The organism is Xylophilus sp. ASV27, assembly GCF_016428875.1.
Taxonomy (GTDB): domain Bacteria; phylum Pseudomonadota; class Gammaproteobacteria; order Burkholderiales; family Burkholderiaceae_C; genus Xylophilus.
In genome coordinates, this window is the sequence record NZ_JAELTO010000013.1 from 41,802 (window position 1) to 57,617 (window position 15,816).

A 15,816-nucleotide genomic window follows, 5' to 3' on the forward strand; every position below is an offset into this window, starting at 1 on the left:
TTGGCGGGGTGCATGTGGCCCTCGGCCTCGCCGCAGGCAGAGGGCTGGCCTGCGCTTGCGGTCAACGGGCGGTTGCGGTGCTGCTGCCGGCAGGCAGCCACAGGACGCAGCGCGTGCCGCTTTCCCCGCGGTGCCATGCCAGCCGTGCGCCGATGGCCTCGGCGCGGCGCAACTGGTTCTTGAGCCCGCGTCCTCCCGACCGCAACGCCGATTCCACGTCGAAGCCCTGGCCGTTGTCGACGATGCGGACTTCCACGCCGTCTGCCACGGTTTCGCTTTCCACGTGGATGACGCTGGCCTGCGCGTGCTTGAGCACGTTGGCGAAGCACTCCTGGAGGATGCGCAGCAGGTGCAGCGCGCTGCGCGGATCGAGCCAGGGCAGGGGCGCTACGTCCTGCACCTCCCAGTGCAGCGCCACGCCCATCGCCTCGATGCGGGGGGCGAGGCGAAAGCGCAGCGTGGCCAGCAACAGCAGCAGGTCGGCATCGACCGGCTCCATGGAGTCGATTGCCAGCTTGAGGTCATCCATGCATTCCTCCAGCATCTGCGCCACCGCCTCGCTGCCGATCTGCCCATGGCGCACCACACGCAGCGTGCTCATCAGCGAAGAGCCCAACCCGTCGTGCATGTCCTGCATCAGCCGCTGGCGTTCCCGGACCAGCGTCTGCCGGTGCTCGCTTTCGCGTAGCCGCTCGTAGCTCAGGGCCAACTCCTGCTCGCGCTCCTGCAGGCGCTGCTCCAGGCGGGTGTTGAGCTGCTCCATGCCCCCGATGGCTGTCAGGTAGCGGCGCAGCATGATGTACGAGAAGATGAAGAAGGCGCCGATGTTGGCGTAGGCGCCCAGGAAGGCGCCTTCCACGCTCACCAGCAGGTTGTTCTGCAGCAGCCAGTCGTAGCCGCCGGCCGCCATGCTGGCGATGCTCCAGCCTGCCAGCAGCAAGGCTTCATGCGAGCCGGCCCGCCGCGCGCTGCGCCAGGCGCAGACGAACACCGTGAGGCCCAGCGCCAGCAGGACCACATAGATCAGCGGGGCCAGCGTCGTGGCTTCGGGCAAGGCGGAGACGCCGGGCAGGGTGATCAGACTGACCAGCAGCGTGACGCTCCAGGCCAGCACCGACAGCCAGAGGCGGCGCTGGCAGTGCAGCCGTTCCAGGAAAAGATGCGCGGTGAGGATCAGCCAGAACAAAGAGCTGACCGTGATCCAGCCGAACCAGGCATCCGACAGCAGCAGGCGCTCCCGGCCCACGAAGTAGTGCAGCGTACGGACATACGAGACCACCGACATGGCGAAGAACAGCAGGTACAGCGATTCGCGGCGCCGCCATGTCCACACCCCCAGCGCGAACAGGCCCGCGGCCAGGAACGCGGCACTGCTCATCGCCGGCAGGCCCGCCTGCAGCCATGAGCGCAACTTGTAGCGCCAGCCCAGTGCATGCTCGGTGCCGATCCAGGCCGAGGAAATGCCGCCCCCCGTGCCGCGCAGCCGCTGGATGCGGATCTGTACCGATCGCACCGGTGGAGTGCCGGAGGTTTCGTTGAGCGGTACCCAGAGCGGCTGGTTCGACCCGTTCCAGAGCCGGTTGGCATGCGACTGGTAGAGCAGGCGGTCGTCGCCATAGAGGGCGATCTGGCCATCCGTCTTCCAGCGCGGCAGATAGAGATACAGCGGGCCGGCATCGGCGGCGAGCGTGGGCACGGCCATGCGGTACCAGACCTCAAGCGTGGCGGGGAGCTCCTGTGGCGGCGCGGGCGGCACCTGCGGCGGCTCGGCGTCAGGCAGCGTCACGCTGTTCCAGGGGCCGGCGTCCGCCTGTGCTGCCAGGGCGTAGGGCGGCGGGGTGAAGCCCCGGCCGGGCGTGGCGCGGACATCGGCCCGGGTGATGCGCACGGCCTGCGGTGTGTCCGGCGGTGCCGATGCTGCGTGGGCTGTCACAAGGCCGGCGGCCAGTACCGGGCAGAACAGGCTACAGGAGACCCAACGTGCGTGCTTCATGGATCGCTTCGGCCCTGGAGCGCACCTTGAGCTTGGCATAGATGCGCCGCACGAAGGTCAGCACCGTATGGTGCGATACCTGCAGCAGCCGTGCGATCTCCTGGGTGGTGAAGCCCTTGGTGATCAGTTGCAGCACCTCGCGCTCCCGCACGGACAGCGCCACTTCCTTGTCCCCGGGGGCGGCCGGAGGCGGGATGGCCCCCTGCTTGAAGCGCATAAGCACCTGGCGCGCGATCAGCGGGCTGATGGGGCTTCCGCCGGCATGCAGGCTGCGGATCTCGTCGACGATGTGCTCTGGCTCGCTGTCCTTGAGCAGGTAGCCGCTGGCCCCTGCCTCGATGGACTGCAGCACGTGCGCCTCGTCGCCGAAGGCCGTGCTGACCATCACGTTGCAGTGCTGCCAGAGCGCTGCCGCCGCGCGTATCACCTCAAGGCCCGAGCCGTCCGGCAACCCCAGGTCCACCAGCAATACCTCGATACCCGCGCCCCGGCGCAGTGACTGCAGAGCCTCGGCCTGGGTGCCGGCGGTCCACTCCAGCTGCAGCCCTTGCGCATGGCCGACGGCCGCGGCCACTGCGGCCAGGAACAGGTGGTCATCCTCCACGATCGCCACGCGGATCGGCGCCATGGCGGGCGGTGGCGGGTGGGCGGCGGAAAGGGGGCGCAGGTCGGTCACGGATGGAGGCAGGTTACCGCCATTTTCCTGCAGCGCGGGGGCGGTCATGTCCCCTGTTTTGGGGACATACACGGCACGGCGGGGCGTCCAGAATCCGCCTCCGTTGTCGTTACCGGGAATCACCATGTGCCGCTTCTACGCTCCGAGGACGCCCGCGCGGTGCTGGAATCGTCCCCTGTGTTCGCCGCAGCCATGGCGGGCGGCGCTTCTCGTCCTGGCATTGGGAGCCTGGTCCGGGGCATGGGCGGCCACCGTTGCCATCACCCAGATTGCGCCGGGCGCCGGGATGGCGCGTCTGCAACTGCACTCCAGTGCGGCCGGCAGCGGCTACCTCACCGTGCTCTCCGGCGCCGGCACCGCCTGCGGCACCGCAGCGCAGGTGAAGGCCGGGCGGGATGCGGGCGGCAACAACGCCTATCGGCGCGGCGCAGGGCTTTTGGCCGCTGGCACGCCCGCGACCTATGTGGTGCCGACGCTGGTGCAGTCCACGGCCTACACCGTGTGCCTGACGGTGGACGATGGCACGGGCCTTTCCGCGCCGGCCACGCGCAGCTTCAGCACCCTGCCGGCCGCCTCGATGTCGGGCGCGGCCTGGCAGCAGGTCGGCTCCGCGCTGTTCTCGCAGGTCCAGGCGGCCGACCAGTCGCTCACGTTCTCACCCGAGGGGGCTCCCCAGCTTTCGTATCGGGACGCCGGCAGCGGCCACACCTCGATGCGCAGGTTCTCCGGCTCGCCCGCGGACTGGCAGCCGGTGGGGAGCCTTGGCTTCGCCCAAGGCGACTGGTCGGCCGGAGCGGTCGCGCCGGACGGCACGCCCTATGTCGCCTACGGCAACCAGAACGCCAATGTGTGGCGCTTCGACGGCACGGCCTGGCAGCAGGTGGGGCCGGCCGATTTCTCGGGTGCGCCGGCGGTCTACCTGACCATCGCCATTGCGCCTGATGGCGTGCCCTGGGTGGCCTATGCGGACTACGGCAACAGCCAGGGTGCCACGGTACGGCGCTTCGACAGCGCCAGCAACGCCTGGGTCGCCGTGGGGAGTGTCAACCTGTCGAACAGCCCCGGGCCTGATGGCGTGACGGACCTGTCGCTGGCCTTCGCACCCGATGGTGCCCCCTGGCTGGCCTATGTGGACATGGACAACAGCTATCGGCTCAGCGTGCGCAGCTTTGACGGTAGCGCCTGGATCCTGCGGGGCCCTGAAGGTTTTTCAGGCGATAACGCCTCGCAACCCTCCCTGGCCTTTTCACCGGACGGCGTGCCTGCCGTGGCCTTTGGAGATGGCACGCTGGCTGTCAGCACGCCATTGGGCAACCTGGGCAAGGCATCCTTAGTGTCGTTCGACGGCAGCAACTGGCAGTACGTGGGCGGCGGGGGGCTGTCCAACGGTGCGGTTACCCACCCCCACCTGGCCTTCGGCGCCGACGGTGCGCCCTACGTTCTCTACCGGGATTTCCCGATCGAATTCGGCGACTCGACGCTGCGCCGCTTCGACAGCGGCAGCGGCGCCTGGCAGACACTCGGCCCGCGCGGCTTCGCCAAGACCACGAACTCCGTCGACCGCAGCCATGCAATCGCTTTCAGCCCCGGCGGCACGCCCTACGTGTCCTATGCGGACTGGGAGAATGGCTACCAGAGCACCGTGGTGCGCTATGCCGGCGCGCCCGCCGCACCGGCGGCCCCCACGGACCTGCAGCCCGCGGCGGGCAATGCGCAGGTCACCATTGCCTTTACCCCGCCGCTGGTCGATGGGGGCAGTCCCATCACCGGCTACCGGCTCGTGGCCCATCCGCCCAGCGGGCCTGACGTGACGGTCACGGGCAGCGGCAGCCCCATCACCGTGACGGGCCTGGACAACGGCACGGCCTACAGCTTCACGGTCTATGCGATCAATGCGCAGGGCGAGACGGCCTCCGTGCCGGCCAGCGCCACGCCCGCTGCCGCACCGAGCGCGCCGGCCATCGTCTCGGCCGTGGGCGCGGATGCGCGCATCACGGTGAACTTCTCGGCGCCGGCGTCGGACGGCGGCAGCCCCGTCACCGGCTACCGCGTGACGGCACATCCCGCCAGCGGCCCGGACATCACCGTGACTGGCACCGTGAGTCCCATCACTGTCACCGGCCTGAGCAACGGCACGTCCTATACGGTGACTGTTACGGCGATCAACGTCCTGGGCGAGACCGCTTCCCCCAGCGTGATGGCCACCCCCGCCACACTGCCGGGGGCTCCCGGCAATGCCCACGCCAGCGCCGGCAACGCGCAGGCCAGCGTGACCTGGAGCGCCCCTGCCAGCAACGGCGGTGCCGCCATCACCGGCTATACCGTGACCGCCGTGCAGGATGCCACCAAGTCCTGCACCACCACCGGCCTGGGCTGCACCGTCACCGGCCTTGCCAACGGCACGGCCTACAACTTCGCGGTGGTGGCCCACAACAGCCAGGGCGATTCGATAGCAGCGCTGACCGACGTGGTCACCCCGTCGGCACCTGCCGTGCCCCCTGCCACGGCGGCGACCCCGATTCCCACCCTGGGCCATGCGGCGCTGGCGCTGCTGAGCGGGCTGCTGGCCGTGCTGGGTCTGGCACGCCAGCGTGGCATGGCCCAGCGGGCGAGACCGCGGCGCTGACCCCTGGCGCGCTGTTCCTACGTCGACAGGGAGCCCGCATCAGGCGTGAACTGCAGCGCCGCCAGTTGCGCATAGAGGCCGCCCGCGCGCAGCAGCGACTCGTGCGTGCCCTGCTCGACCAGCCGGCCGTGCTCCAGCACCAGGATGCGGTCGGAATTCTGCACCGTGGCCAGCCGGTGCGCGATGACCAGCGTGGTGCGGCGTCCGGTGCCCCGCCGCAGGGCGGCGTCGAGCGCGGCCTGCACCATGCGTTCGCTCTCGGCGTCCAGCGCGCTGGTGGCTTCGTCGAGCAGCAGCAGGGGCGGGTCTTTGAGCAGCGCGCGGGCGATGGCGATGCGCTGGCGCTGGCCGCCGGACAGGCGCACGCCGCGCTCGCCCAGGAAGGTGTCGTAGCCCTCGGGCAGGGCGCTCAGGAAGTCGTGCGCGAAGGCGGCGCGGGCGGCGGCTTCGACCTCGGCGTCGCTCGCCTCGGGCCGGCCGTAGCGGATGTTCTCGCGCGCGGTGGCCGAGAATACCGCCGCGTCCTGCGGCACCACGCCGATGCGGCTGCGCAGCGCGTGCAGGTCCATCTGCCGCAGGTCCATGCCGTCGAGCTCGACCCGGCCGGCGCCCGGGTCCGGGTCGTAGAAGCGCTGCAGCAGTTGGAACACCGTCGTCTTGCCCGCGCCGCTCGGGCCGACCAGGGCCACGGTCTCGCCCGGGGCCACGTGCAGGCTGAGCGCGCGCAGGGCGGGCTGCGTCGGGCGCGAGGGATAGTGGAAATCGACTGCTACGAAATCAATAGCTATACCCCCAGGTGTTTCCTGGGCTTCAGCCACTTTTTGCCATGATTCTGGCACTTGGGGCGCCGTTGGCGACTGGATCGGCGAGCGGCTCTCCAGCAGCTCCATCAGCCGCTCGGCGGCACCGGCGGCGCGCAGCAGGTCGCCGTAGACCTCGCCCAGCACGGCCGAGGCGCTGCCCAGGATCAGCGCGTAGACCACGGTCTGGCCCAGTTCGCCGGCGCTCATCTGGCCCAGCAGCACGGCCTGCGTGCCGGCGTACAGGCCCCACAGCAGGCCGGCGCTGCTGGCGATGATGACGAAGGCCACCAGGAAGGAGCGCGCCTTGCTGCGCCGCACGGCGGTGGCGAACGCGCGCTCGTTGGAGGCGGTGAAGCGCTGCGACTCGCGCTCCTCCGCGGTGTAGCCCTGCACCAGCGGCACGGCGTTGAGCACCTCGGCGGCGATGGCGCTGGCGTCGGCGATGCGGTCCTGGCTCGCGCGCGACAGCTGGCGCACGCGCCGGCCGAACCAGGCGCTGGGGAGAATCACCAGCGCCAGCATGCCGATCACCGCCAGCATCAGGATCGGATGGCTCCAGACCAGCATGGCCAGCGCGCCCGCGGCCATCACCGCGTTGCGCAGGCCCATGCTGAGCGAGGAGCCGACCACGGTCTGCACCAGCGTGGTGTCGGCGGTCAGGCGCGACAGCACCTCGCCGGTCTGCGTGGTCTCGAAGAACTGCGGGCTCTGGCGCAGCACGTGGCGGTAGACGGCGTTGCGCACGTCCATGGTCACGCGCTCGCCGAGCCAGCTCACCATGTAGAAGCGCCCGGCCGAGAACGCGCCCAGCGCCACCACCACGCCGAACAGCGCGAAGAAATGCTGGCGCAGCGCCTGCATGCGTCCGTCCCCCGGCTGGGTGGCGGCCAGGCCATCGTCCACCAGGCTGCGCAGCGCCACCGGAAACACCAGTGTGGTGCCCGCGGCCAGCGCCAGCAGCAGCAGCGCCAGTGCGATCTGCCACCGGTAGGGGCGCAGAAAGGCGAGCATGCGGCGCCGGCGGCCGGGGGTCGAGGGCGTAGCCGGCCTGCTGCCGGCGCGGGTCTTGGTGGCCATGGCGTGCGGGGCGCCTCAGCGCGCCCAACTGTCCTTCAGGCCGGTGATGCGGTTGAAGACCGGCGCTGCGCCGGCGGGCGTTGCAGTGTCCACCACGAAGTAGCCGTGGCGCTCGAACTGGAAGCGGCTGCCCGGCGCGGCCTGGGCCAGCGCCGGCTCGACCAGCGCCCGCACGGTGCGCAGGCTCTCGGGGTTGAGCGCTTCCAGGAAGTCGCGCCCGCCCGCATCCGGGTGCGGGTCGGCGAACAGCCGGTCGTACAGATGCACCTGCACCGGCACGCCGTCGCTGGCGCCGACCCAGGTGATTACGCCCTTGACCTTGATCGCGTCGGCGCCGGGCGTGCCGCTCTTGGTGTCGGGCACCAGCAGCGCCTGCACCTCGGCCACCTGGCCGTTGGCGTCCAGCGTGGCGCCGGTGCATTCGATGACGTGGCCGTACTTCAGGCGCACCTTGTTGCCGGGCCGGGCCGTGCCGTCCGCCGCGGTGTGCGGCGGGAACAGGCGGAAGAAGCCCTTGGGCGGCACGGCGGCGTAGTCGCTGCGCTCGATCCACAGTTCGCGGCCGAGCTGGAAGCTGCGCCGGCCCATGTCCGGGTGGTGCGGATGCACCGGGGCGCTGCAGGCGTCCAGCGCGCCGGCGCCCATGACCTCGTCCCAGTTGGTGATGACCAGCTTGACCGGGTCCAGCACGGCCATGGCGCGCGCGGCCTTTTCGTCGAGGTCGTCGCGCAGCGCGATCTCCAGCGAGCCGTAGTCGATCCAGCCGCCGGCCTTGCTCGCGCCGCTGCGCTCGCAGAACAGGCGGATCGCCTCGGGCGTGTAGCCGCGCCGGCGCAGGCCGGCGAGGGTGGGCATGCGCGGGTCGTCCCAGCCGCTGACATGGCCTTCGTCCACCAGTTGGCGCAGCTTGCGCTTGCTGGTGATGACGTAGGTCACGTTCAGCCGTGCGAACTCGTACTGCCGCGGCGGCGGGGCGCTGAGCAGTCCGGCCTCGATCAGGCGCTCCAGCAGCCAGTCGTAGAACGGGCGCTGGTCCTCGAACTCGAGCGTGCAGATGCTGTGGGTGATGTTCTCCAGCGCATCCTCGATCGGGTGCGCGAAGGTGTACATGGGGTAGATGCACCACCGGTCGCCCGTGTTGTGGTGGGTGGCGCGGCGGATGCGGTAGAGGGAAGGGTCGCGCAGATTGATGTTGGGCGAGGCCATGTCGATTCTGGCGCGCAGCACCGCCGCGCCGTCCGGCAACTGGCCGTCGCGCATGGCGCGGAAGCGCTCCAGGTTCTCGGCCGGGGTGCGGCTGCGGAACGGGCTGTCGGTGCCCGGCGTGTTGAAGTCGCCGCGCGTGGCGCGCATCTGCTCGGCCGTCTGCTCGTCGACATAGGCGTGGCCGGCTTCGATCAGCGCCTCGGCCGCACGGTACATGAAGTCGAAATAGTGGCTGGCGTAGTACAGGTGCTCGGTCCCGTGGGCGCGCCAGTCGAAGCCCAGCCAGCGCACCGCGTCGACGATGGCGTCGACGTACTCCTGCTCTTCCTTCTCGGGGTTGGTGTCGTCGAAGCGCAGGTGGCAGACGCCGCCGTACTCCTGCGCCAGGCCGAAGTTCAGGCAGATGCTCTTGGCGTGGCCAATGTGCAGATAGCCATTGGGCTCGGGCGGGAAGCGCAGGCGCACGCGCGCCGGGTCCGGCCCGCCGGCGGCCTGGTGCGCCGCATCGCCCGGGCTGCCGGCCCAGCGCCGCTGGGCGTAGCTGCCGCGTTCGAGGTCATGCTCGATGATCTGGCGGAGGAAGTTGCTGGGACGGCCGGCGGCATCGGTCGCCGTCTCTGCGGCGGGCGTGGCGGCAGCGGTCGCTGCCGGTGCGCCATGGGAGGGGGAAGTCATCCGGCGATTTTAGGTGGCCCGGCTGCCTGGTGCCGGCCTGCAAGGATGGTTACCGGACGTAGGCGCCTTCCATCGGCAGGGCGGCGCCAACGCCCGGGTGGCGCGGCCATGCCGAAGGGGCGTGTGCAGGCGGGGTTACCACTCGACACGAGTCTTCAGGCGGGCTTGCCATCGCCGGGCGGGTTTCGTGCGTTACTTGTTCCATGGCGCGGTACCCTCCGTGCGACTGAAAGGAGATTCCCATCATGATCAAGCACCTCTCGACGCGGCTGGCCCTTGGCGCCGCCGTGATCGCCGCCTCGCTCGGCACCGTGGGTGTGGCGCATGCCTCCAACGTGGCCTGGTCCATCGGCCTGTCGGTCCCCGGAGTCGTGGTCGGTGCGAGCGCTCCGTCCTACTACGCCCCGCCGCCGGTCTACTACAATCCGGCACCGGTCTACTACGCGCCGCCGCCGGTGTACTACACGCCGCGCCCGGTCTACTACGCGCCGCCGCCGGTGTACTACGCACCGCGCCCGATCTACTACGGTCCGCGCGGCCATTGGGGCGGTGGTCCGCATTGGCAGGGCGGCCCGCGCCGCGACTGGCGTTGAGCCGCCCGGCAGGCGCGGTGAGCCCGTAGTGCGGGGCATGTCCCCGGGGCCTGCTGGCATGCGCAGGGTTTGCAGTGCTCTTTCTTCAAAAGAGCGCCCCACGGGGCCAATGCCAGTCAGTTAAGAGCTGACTGGCATTTTCTTTGTGGGGAACTTGCTGCGAGAGCGCTTGACCTCGCGCGGGAATGACCGCCCGGCGCGGCGAGGCGGGAGCACGAAGTAGCGGGCCTGCTCCAACAGCCGCTGCAAGAGCGCAGGCAAGGTGCCGGCGCGCGCCAGGTGCACCGTGTTGATCGTCCCTACGACGGCATGGCGCGCTGTATGGAAGCTGATGCGGGTGGGCTCGACAACCGCGTGCCGGGCCATCAGGCGCATCCATCGGCGCAGCAGTGTGTGGGCAATCAAGATGCCCCAGACGGAGGTTGCCCCTGAAAACCGGAGTGCCCAGCCCGGTGATCAAGCGGCAGATTTGCGCTGCGCCGCCAACCAGCGTTGTTCGAACTGCATCGGGCTGAGATGGTCCAGCGCCGAATGTAGTCCAGAGTGGTCGTAGAAGGCGATCCAGTCCATCACGGCTTCCTGCCCTTGGCACGGATGCCGTGGAGCTGCATCAGTTGGCGCACCCGCTCCTTGCCTGCCCGCAGGCCGCGGGCGGGCAGTTCCTTGTGCATGCGCGGCCAGCCGTACTCGCCGCGAAACTGCTCGTGGATGGCGCGGATGTGCGCCAGCCGCCGTGCGTCGCAGGAGGCCCAGAGTCCTCGGGCCACCCCCAAGGTCCGCAAGCAAGCCGCTGCGCACCGGCGCGGTATCCTCGACCGCCCGGCCCCGGACGCCGCGCGCCCGGGTGCCGGGCGTTTGGCGTGGCGCCACGATGCTACTGAATTCATAGCTATAAGCCGAGGATGTACCTGGGCTTCAGGCCAATTTCTTTCAAAAAAGCACGCATGAGCATCTTCGAAGGCTTTCTTTCCACCCCTGAAGCGCTGGAGGCCTTTGGCGAGCGCAGCTTCGTCGACGCCATGCTGCGCTTCGAGGCCGCCCTGGCGCTGGCCCAGGCGCAGGCCGGCCTGATCCCCGAGGCGGCGGCCCGCTCGATCGCCGACACCTGCAAGGTCGATCTGTTCGACGTCTCCAGGATCGCGCGCGACAGCGCGCGCGCCGGCAGCCTGGCCATCCCGCTGGTCAAGGCGCTGAAGGACACGGTGCTGCTGTTCAACCCGGACGCGGTGGCCTACACCCACTTCGGCAGCACCAGCCAGGACGTGATCGACACCGCCACCGCGCTGGTCAGCCGCGACGTGCTGGCGCTGGTCACGGCCGACGGCCGCAAGGTGCTCGCGGCGCTGCTCGACCTGGCCGAGCGCCATGCCGCCACGCCCATGCTGGCGCGCACCCTGGGCCAGCCGGCCTCTGTCATCAGCTTCGGCTGGAAGTGCGCGCAGTGGGCCGCGCCGGTGGCGCGCAGCCTGCAGCGCCTGCAGGCTACCGCGCGCCATGCGCTGGCGGTGCAGCTCGGCGGCGCCGTCGGCAGCCAGTCGCAGTTGCGCGGCAAGGGGCCGGAGGTGGTCGCGCGCGTCGCCGCCGCGCTCGGCCTGGCCGCGCCCGACGCGCCCTGGCAGACGCAGCGCGACGTCTGGGTCGCGCTGGGCTGCGACGTCGGCCTGCTGGTCGGCAGCCTGGGCAAGATCGCCGGCGACCTGGCGCTGATGGGCCAGTTTGAGGTGGGCGAGGCCGCCGAGCCGCACGAGGCCGGCCGCGGCGGCTCCTCGGCCATGCCGCACAAGCGCAATCCGGTGGCGGCCATGGTCGCGCTGGCCGCCGCGCACCGCGCGCCGCAGCGCGTGGCCGCGCTGCTCGCGGCCATGCCGCAGGAGCACGAGCGCGCCCTGGGCGCCTGGCAGGCCGAGCTGGCCGAGTGGCCGCAACTGCTGCAGGCCGCGCACGGCGCGGTGCGCGCCCTGGCCACCGCGCTGCCCGGCCTGCAGGTGCATGCCGGGCGCATGCGCGCCAACCTCGACGCGCTGCGCGGCGAGCTGCCGCGCGAGGTGGCTGACGAATGGTTCGATCCCGCGCTGGCCGAGCCCTGCGCCGGCCTGGCCCGCGCCCAGGTGGCGCGGCTGCGCCCCCTGATGGAAAGCCTGCAAGGAGAGTGATGTGAGCGACCGCGAAACCGACTACCAGGACGGCATGAAGAACCGCCGCCGCGTGCTGGGCGACGCCTGGGTGGACAAGGCCAGCGCCAACCTCCACGCCTACAACGCCGAGTTCCAGAACCTGATCAGCCGCTACGCCTGGAACGAGATCTGGGGCCGCCCCGCGCTGGGCGACAGGACGCGCCGCTTCATGGTGCTGTCGATGATGCTCGGCACCCACGCCTACGAGGAATTCGCCATGCACGTGCGCGCCGCGCTCGACGGCGCGCCGGACTCGCGCCTCACGCCCGACGAGATCAAGGAGGTGATCCTGCAGTCCGCCATCTACTGCGGCGTGCCGGTGGCCAACCATGCCTTCGGCATCTTCACCGGCATCCTTCGGGAAAAGGGGCTGCTGGAATGAGCCCGCTGCATTTCGAGGAGCGCGGCAGCGGCCCGCTCGTGGTGCTGAGCCATGCGCTCGGCTGTGACCTGCACATGTGGGATGAGGTGACCGCCGCGCTCGCCGCGCGCTGCACCGTCCTGCGCTACGACCACCGCAACCACGGCCGCTCGCCGCTGCTGCCGGGCGACTTCTCCATCGAGGACCTGGCCGACGACGCCGCCGCGCTGATCCGCGACCAGGCCGGCGGCCCGGTGTTCTTCGTCGGCGTCTCCATGGGCGGCATGACGGCGCAGGCGCTGGCGGTGCGGCATCCGCAACTGCTCAAGGGCATCCTGATCGCCAACTCCGCCGCCCACTACGCCGACCAGACGCCCTGGCAGGCGCGCGTGGCGCGGGTGCAGGCCGAAGGCGTGGCGGCGATTGCCGACGGCGCGGTCGAGCGCTGGCTCACCCCGGCCTTCCGCGCCACGCCCGCAGGCGCCGCGCGGGCCGCCGCATTGCGCGCCATGCTGGTCGCCACCGACGCGGCCGGCTACATCGCCAGTTGCAGGGCCGTCGCCGCCATCGACTTGCGCCAGAGCAACCGCCGCATCGCCGTGCCCGCGCTGGTGCTGGCCGGCAGCCAGGATCTGGCCACGCCGCCCGCCCTGTCGCAGGAGATCGCCGGCGCCATCCCCGGCGCGCGCCTGCAGACCATCGACGCGGCCCACATCAGCCCGGCCGAGCGCCCGGCCGACTTCGCCCGCATCACCACCCAGTTCATGGAAGCCCACGCATGAAAACCGCGCTCGTCCTCAACGGCCCCAACCTCAACCTGCTGGGCACGCGCGAGCCGGCCGTCTACGGCTCGGCCACGCTCGCCGACGTCGAGCAGCTGTGCCTGCGGGCCTGCGCCGCGCACGGCCTGGCGCTGGACTTCCGCCAGAGCAACCACGAGGGCGAACTGATCGACTGGCTGCACCAGGCCGGCCGCGCCGAGGCCGCCGGCAGCCTCGCCGGCGTGGTGCTTAACGCCGGCGCCTACACCCACACCAGCGTGGCGCTGCACGACGCCATCAAGGGCGCGGGCGTGACGCTGATCGAGCTGCACATCTCCAACGTCCACGCGCGCGAGGCCTTCCGCCACCACTCCTACATCTCGCCCGCGGCCAAGGCGGTGATGGCCGGCTTCGGCGTGGCCGGCTACGGGCTGGCGATTGCGGGCCTGGCGCAGATCGACTCGGCGCGCTAGGCGCTATCAAATATGTAGCTGATAGCCCAGGTATTACCTGGGCTGGGGCCATTTTTCGCCAAGATAATGCGGATTTTCAGCCCCGGGGCGGGTGTCGCCATCGGGGCGCGTCGGCAGCCAGGCTGTCAAGCGGGGGGCAGGAGCGCGCATTGCCTGCTGGGCGAGGAGGGCGGACGCATTCCCTGTCTGCCGGCCGCGTCGCTGCTGGAGGACTCGCGCGAGGAGGATCGCAGCCATACGGAGATCGCCGACGCCATCCGCTCGCACAGCCAGGCGCCGACCGACGATGTGCGCCAGCTCTGGCGGCGGCTGCACTGCTGGGCCGGCAGCAACCGCCATAGCCCCTTTCAACCCGGGCTGCCGGGCCCGGCGGATCACCGCGATCCCCAACGCCGGCTGATCCTCGCGATCAAACGCCAACGCGCGAGGGGGCACGTCGGCCGCTGCCGGCAACTCCTTGCGCGTCATGGCCGCCGCACTGCTGCCCGGTGCCCGCGGCAGGCAATCCCCCAGCTTGACCGACCGCGCATGCCGCTTCCTCGTGGAGCCCCGTGTGCGGCACGGACGCAAAGTTCGCAATAAACGAAATTGTTTGACAAAAGCGAAATTCCGGGATTACATTCTTTAGTAACGAATAGGTTATTCATTGACGAATATTTGTAAGACCCGGGAACCCCCAAGCCGACATTCCAGGAGACCTCGCATGAAACTCAGCCGCATCCACCACGTCGCCTACCGCTGCAAGGACGCCAAGCAGACCGTCGAGTGGTACCAGAAGCACCTGAACATGGACTTCGTGCTCGCCATCGCCGAGGACCTGGTGCCCTCGACCAAGGAGCCCGACCCGTACATGCACGTGTTCCTCGACGCCGGCCAGGGCAACGTGCTGGCGTTCTTCGAGCTGCCGAATGCGCCGGCCATGGGGCGCGACAGCAATACGCCCGAGTGGGTCCAGCACATCGCCTTCAAGGTCGGGACGCTGGCCGAGCTGGAGGCGCTCAAGGCCGCGCTGCAGGCCGACGGCATCGCGGTGGTCGGCATCACCGACCACGCCATCTTCAAGTCGATCTATTTCTTCGACCCGAACGGACACCGCCTCGAAGTGGCCTGCGACGTCGGCACGCCGGAGATGTACCGCCGGCTCGACGCCGTGAAGTGGGAGATGCTGGAGGAATGGAGCAGGACCCGGCGCGCGCCCCGGCATGCGGCCTGGCTGCACGAACAGGAATACGCCGGGCATTGAGCCTCCACCGCCCGCCGCACCGACCCTCCCTGGGAGTTGACATGTTCCAAACCTATACCTATCCCCGCTTCGACTACCGGCAGAGCGCAGAGCAGCAGTCGGGCCGGATCGCGCGCCACCCGGTGGTGATCATCGGCGCCGGCCCGGTGGGCCTGGCGCAGGCGCTGGACCTCGCCCGGCGCGGCGTGCCCAGCCTGGTCCTCGACGACGACGACACGGTGAGCATCGGCTCGCGCGCCGTCTGCTATGCCAAGCGCCCGCTCGAAATCCTCGACCGGCTCGGCCTCGGCGAGGAGTTCGCGCGCAAGGGCGTGCAGTGGAAGGTCGGCAAGGTCTTCTTCCGCGATGCGCTGGCCTACGACTTCGACCTGCTGCCCGAGGACGATCACAAGATGCCGGCGATGATCAACTACCAGCAGTACCACCTCGAAGAGCGCATGGTGCAGGCCTGCACGGAGGCCGGGCTGGTCGAGCTGCGCTGGAAGCACCGGCTGCTGTCGCTGCGGCAGCACCCGGACCACGTGGCGCTCAACGTCGAGACGCCCGATGGCATCTACCGCATCGAGGCGCAATGGGTGATCGCCTGCGACGGCGCCAACAGCACGGTGCGCGGCATGGTCGGCGCCGATTTCAGCGGCCAGTACTTCCAGGACCGCTTCCTGATCGCCGACGTGGTGATGAAGGCCGACTTCCCGACCGAGCGCTGGTTCTGGTTCGACCCGCCGTTCCACCGCCACCAGAGCGTGCTGCTGCACAGGCAGGCCGACAACGTCTGGCGCATCGACTTCCAGCTCGGCTGGGACGCCGACCCGGTGGAGGAGAAGAAGCCCGAGAAGGTGATTCCGCGCATCCAGGCCATGCTCGGCAAGGAGGTCGGGTTCGAACTCGAATGGGTGTCGGTCTACCAGTTCGCCTGCCGGCGCATCGACAAATTCCGCCACCAGCGCGTGTTCTTCGCCGGCGACGCGGCGCACCAGGTCTCGCCCTTCGGCGCGCGCGGCGCCAACACCGGCCTGCAGGATTGCGACAACCTGGGCTGGAAGCTGCAGGCCGTGCTCAATGGCCAAGCGCCCGAGGCGCTGCTCGACAGCTACCACGAGGAACGCGCCCATGCCGCCGACGACAACCTCGGCCACTCCACGCGCGCCACCGACT

General features: G+C 70.1%; 12 protein-coding genes and 1 pseudogene. 8 read left to right on the plus strand and 5 right to left on the minus strand.

Going from position 1 to position 15,816, the window contains the following annotated elements:
• Positions 1–61: 61 nt before the first annotated feature.
• Positions 62–1,993: a sensor histidine kinase gene (locus JHD63_RS04780; RefSeq protein ID WP_233167633.1), complete on the minus strand. Its 1,932-nt coding sequence runs from the start codon at positions 1,991–1,993 to the stop codon at positions 62–64.
• On the minus strand, positions 1,965–2,621 hold the full coding sequence (locus tag JHD63_RS04785; RefSeq protein WP_198969610.1) for a response regulator: 657 nt from the start codon (positions 2,619–2,621) through the stop codon (positions 1,965–1,967). The genes JHD63_RS04780 and JHD63_RS04785 overlap by 29 nt, the downstream gene beginning before the upstream one ends.
• Positions 2,622–2,955: 334 nt before the next feature.
• On the opposite strand from JHD63_RS04785, the gene JHD63_RS04790 reads away from it, so the two are divergent.
• A complete protein-coding gene (locus tag JHD63_RS04790; protein ID WP_198969599.1) occupies positions 2,956–5,295 on the plus strand; it encodes an IPTL-CTERM sorting domain-containing protein in 2,340 nt (779 codons plus the stop codon).
• A 17-nt stretch (positions 5,296–5,312) separates the two neighbouring features.
• Here JHD63_RS04790 and JHD63_RS04795 read toward each other — a convergent pair whose 3' ends face one another.
• Together JHD63_RS04795 and JHD63_RS04800 are read right to left on the minus strand one after the other, a co-directional pair.
• Positions 5,313–7,175: an ABC transporter transmembrane domain-containing protein gene (locus JHD63_RS04795; protein WP_198969600.1), complete on the minus strand. Its 1,863-nt coding sequence runs from the start codon at positions 7,173–7,175 to the stop codon at positions 5,313–5,315.
• A gap of 15 nt (positions 7,176–7,190) precedes the next feature.
• On the minus strand, positions 7,191–9,056 hold the full coding sequence (locus JHD63_RS04800) for a glutamine--tRNA ligase/YqeY domain fusion protein (RefSeq protein WP_198969601.1): 1,866 nt from the start codon (positions 9,054–9,056) through the stop codon (positions 7,191–7,193).
• Positions 9,057–9,301: 245 nt separating this feature from the next.
• On the opposite strand from JHD63_RS04800, the gene JHD63_RS04805 reads away from it, so the two are divergent.
• Complete coding sequence (locus tag JHD63_RS04805; RefSeq protein ID WP_198969602.1) at positions 9,302–9,649, plus strand: hypothetical protein; 348 nt, start codon at positions 9,302–9,304, stop codon at positions 9,647–9,649.
• 575 nt (positions 9,650–10,224) lie between these two features.
• Here JHD63_RS04805 and JHD63_RS04810 read toward each other — a convergent pair.
• A pseudogene (locus JHD63_RS04810) lies at positions 10,225–10,389 on the minus strand (IS3 family transposase); the annotation flags it as partial.
• 204 nt (positions 10,390–10,593) lie between these two features.
• On the opposite strand from JHD63_RS04810, the gene JHD63_RS04815 reads away from it, so the two are divergent.
• The 6 genes from JHD63_RS04815 to JHD63_RS04840 all read left to right on the plus strand — a co-directional run.
• Positions 10,594–11,802 carry a lyase family protein gene (locus JHD63_RS04815; protein WP_198969603.1) on the plus strand — a complete coding sequence of 403 codons (1,209 nt, stop codon included), beginning with the start codon at positions 10,594–10,596 and terminating at the stop codon, positions 11,800–11,802.
• Positions 11,803–11,836: 34 nt separating this feature from the next.
• A complete protein-coding gene (locus tag JHD63_RS04820) occupies positions 11,837–12,205 on the plus strand; it encodes a carboxymuconolactone decarboxylase family protein (protein WP_198969612.1) in 369 nt (122 codons plus the stop codon).
• Positions 12,202–12,966, plus strand: a complete 765-nt coding sequence (gene pcaD, locus JHD63_RS04825; protein WP_198969604.1) for a 3-oxoadipate enol-lactonase — start codon at positions 12,202–12,204, stop codon at positions 12,964–12,966. The genes JHD63_RS04820 and pcaD overlap by 4 nt, the downstream gene beginning before the upstream one ends.
• Positions 12,963–13,418, plus strand: a complete 456-nt coding sequence (aroQ, locus tag JHD63_RS04830) for a type II 3-dehydroquinate dehydratase (RefSeq protein ID WP_198969605.1) — start codon at positions 12,963–12,965, stop codon at positions 13,416–13,418. The genes pcaD and aroQ overlap by 4 nt, the downstream gene beginning before the upstream one ends.
• A gap of 703 nt (positions 13,419–14,121) precedes the next feature.
• Positions 14,122–14,661: a VOC family protein gene (locus JHD63_RS04835; protein WP_198969606.1), complete on the plus strand. Its 540-nt coding sequence runs from the start codon at positions 14,122–14,124 to the stop codon at positions 14,659–14,661.
• A 41-nt stretch (positions 14,662–14,702) separates the two neighbouring features.
• Positions 14,703–15,816: FAD-dependent monooxygenase (locus JHD63_RS04840; RefSeq protein WP_198969607.1), on the plus strand; the 1,114-nt coding region annotated here is incomplete at its 3' end.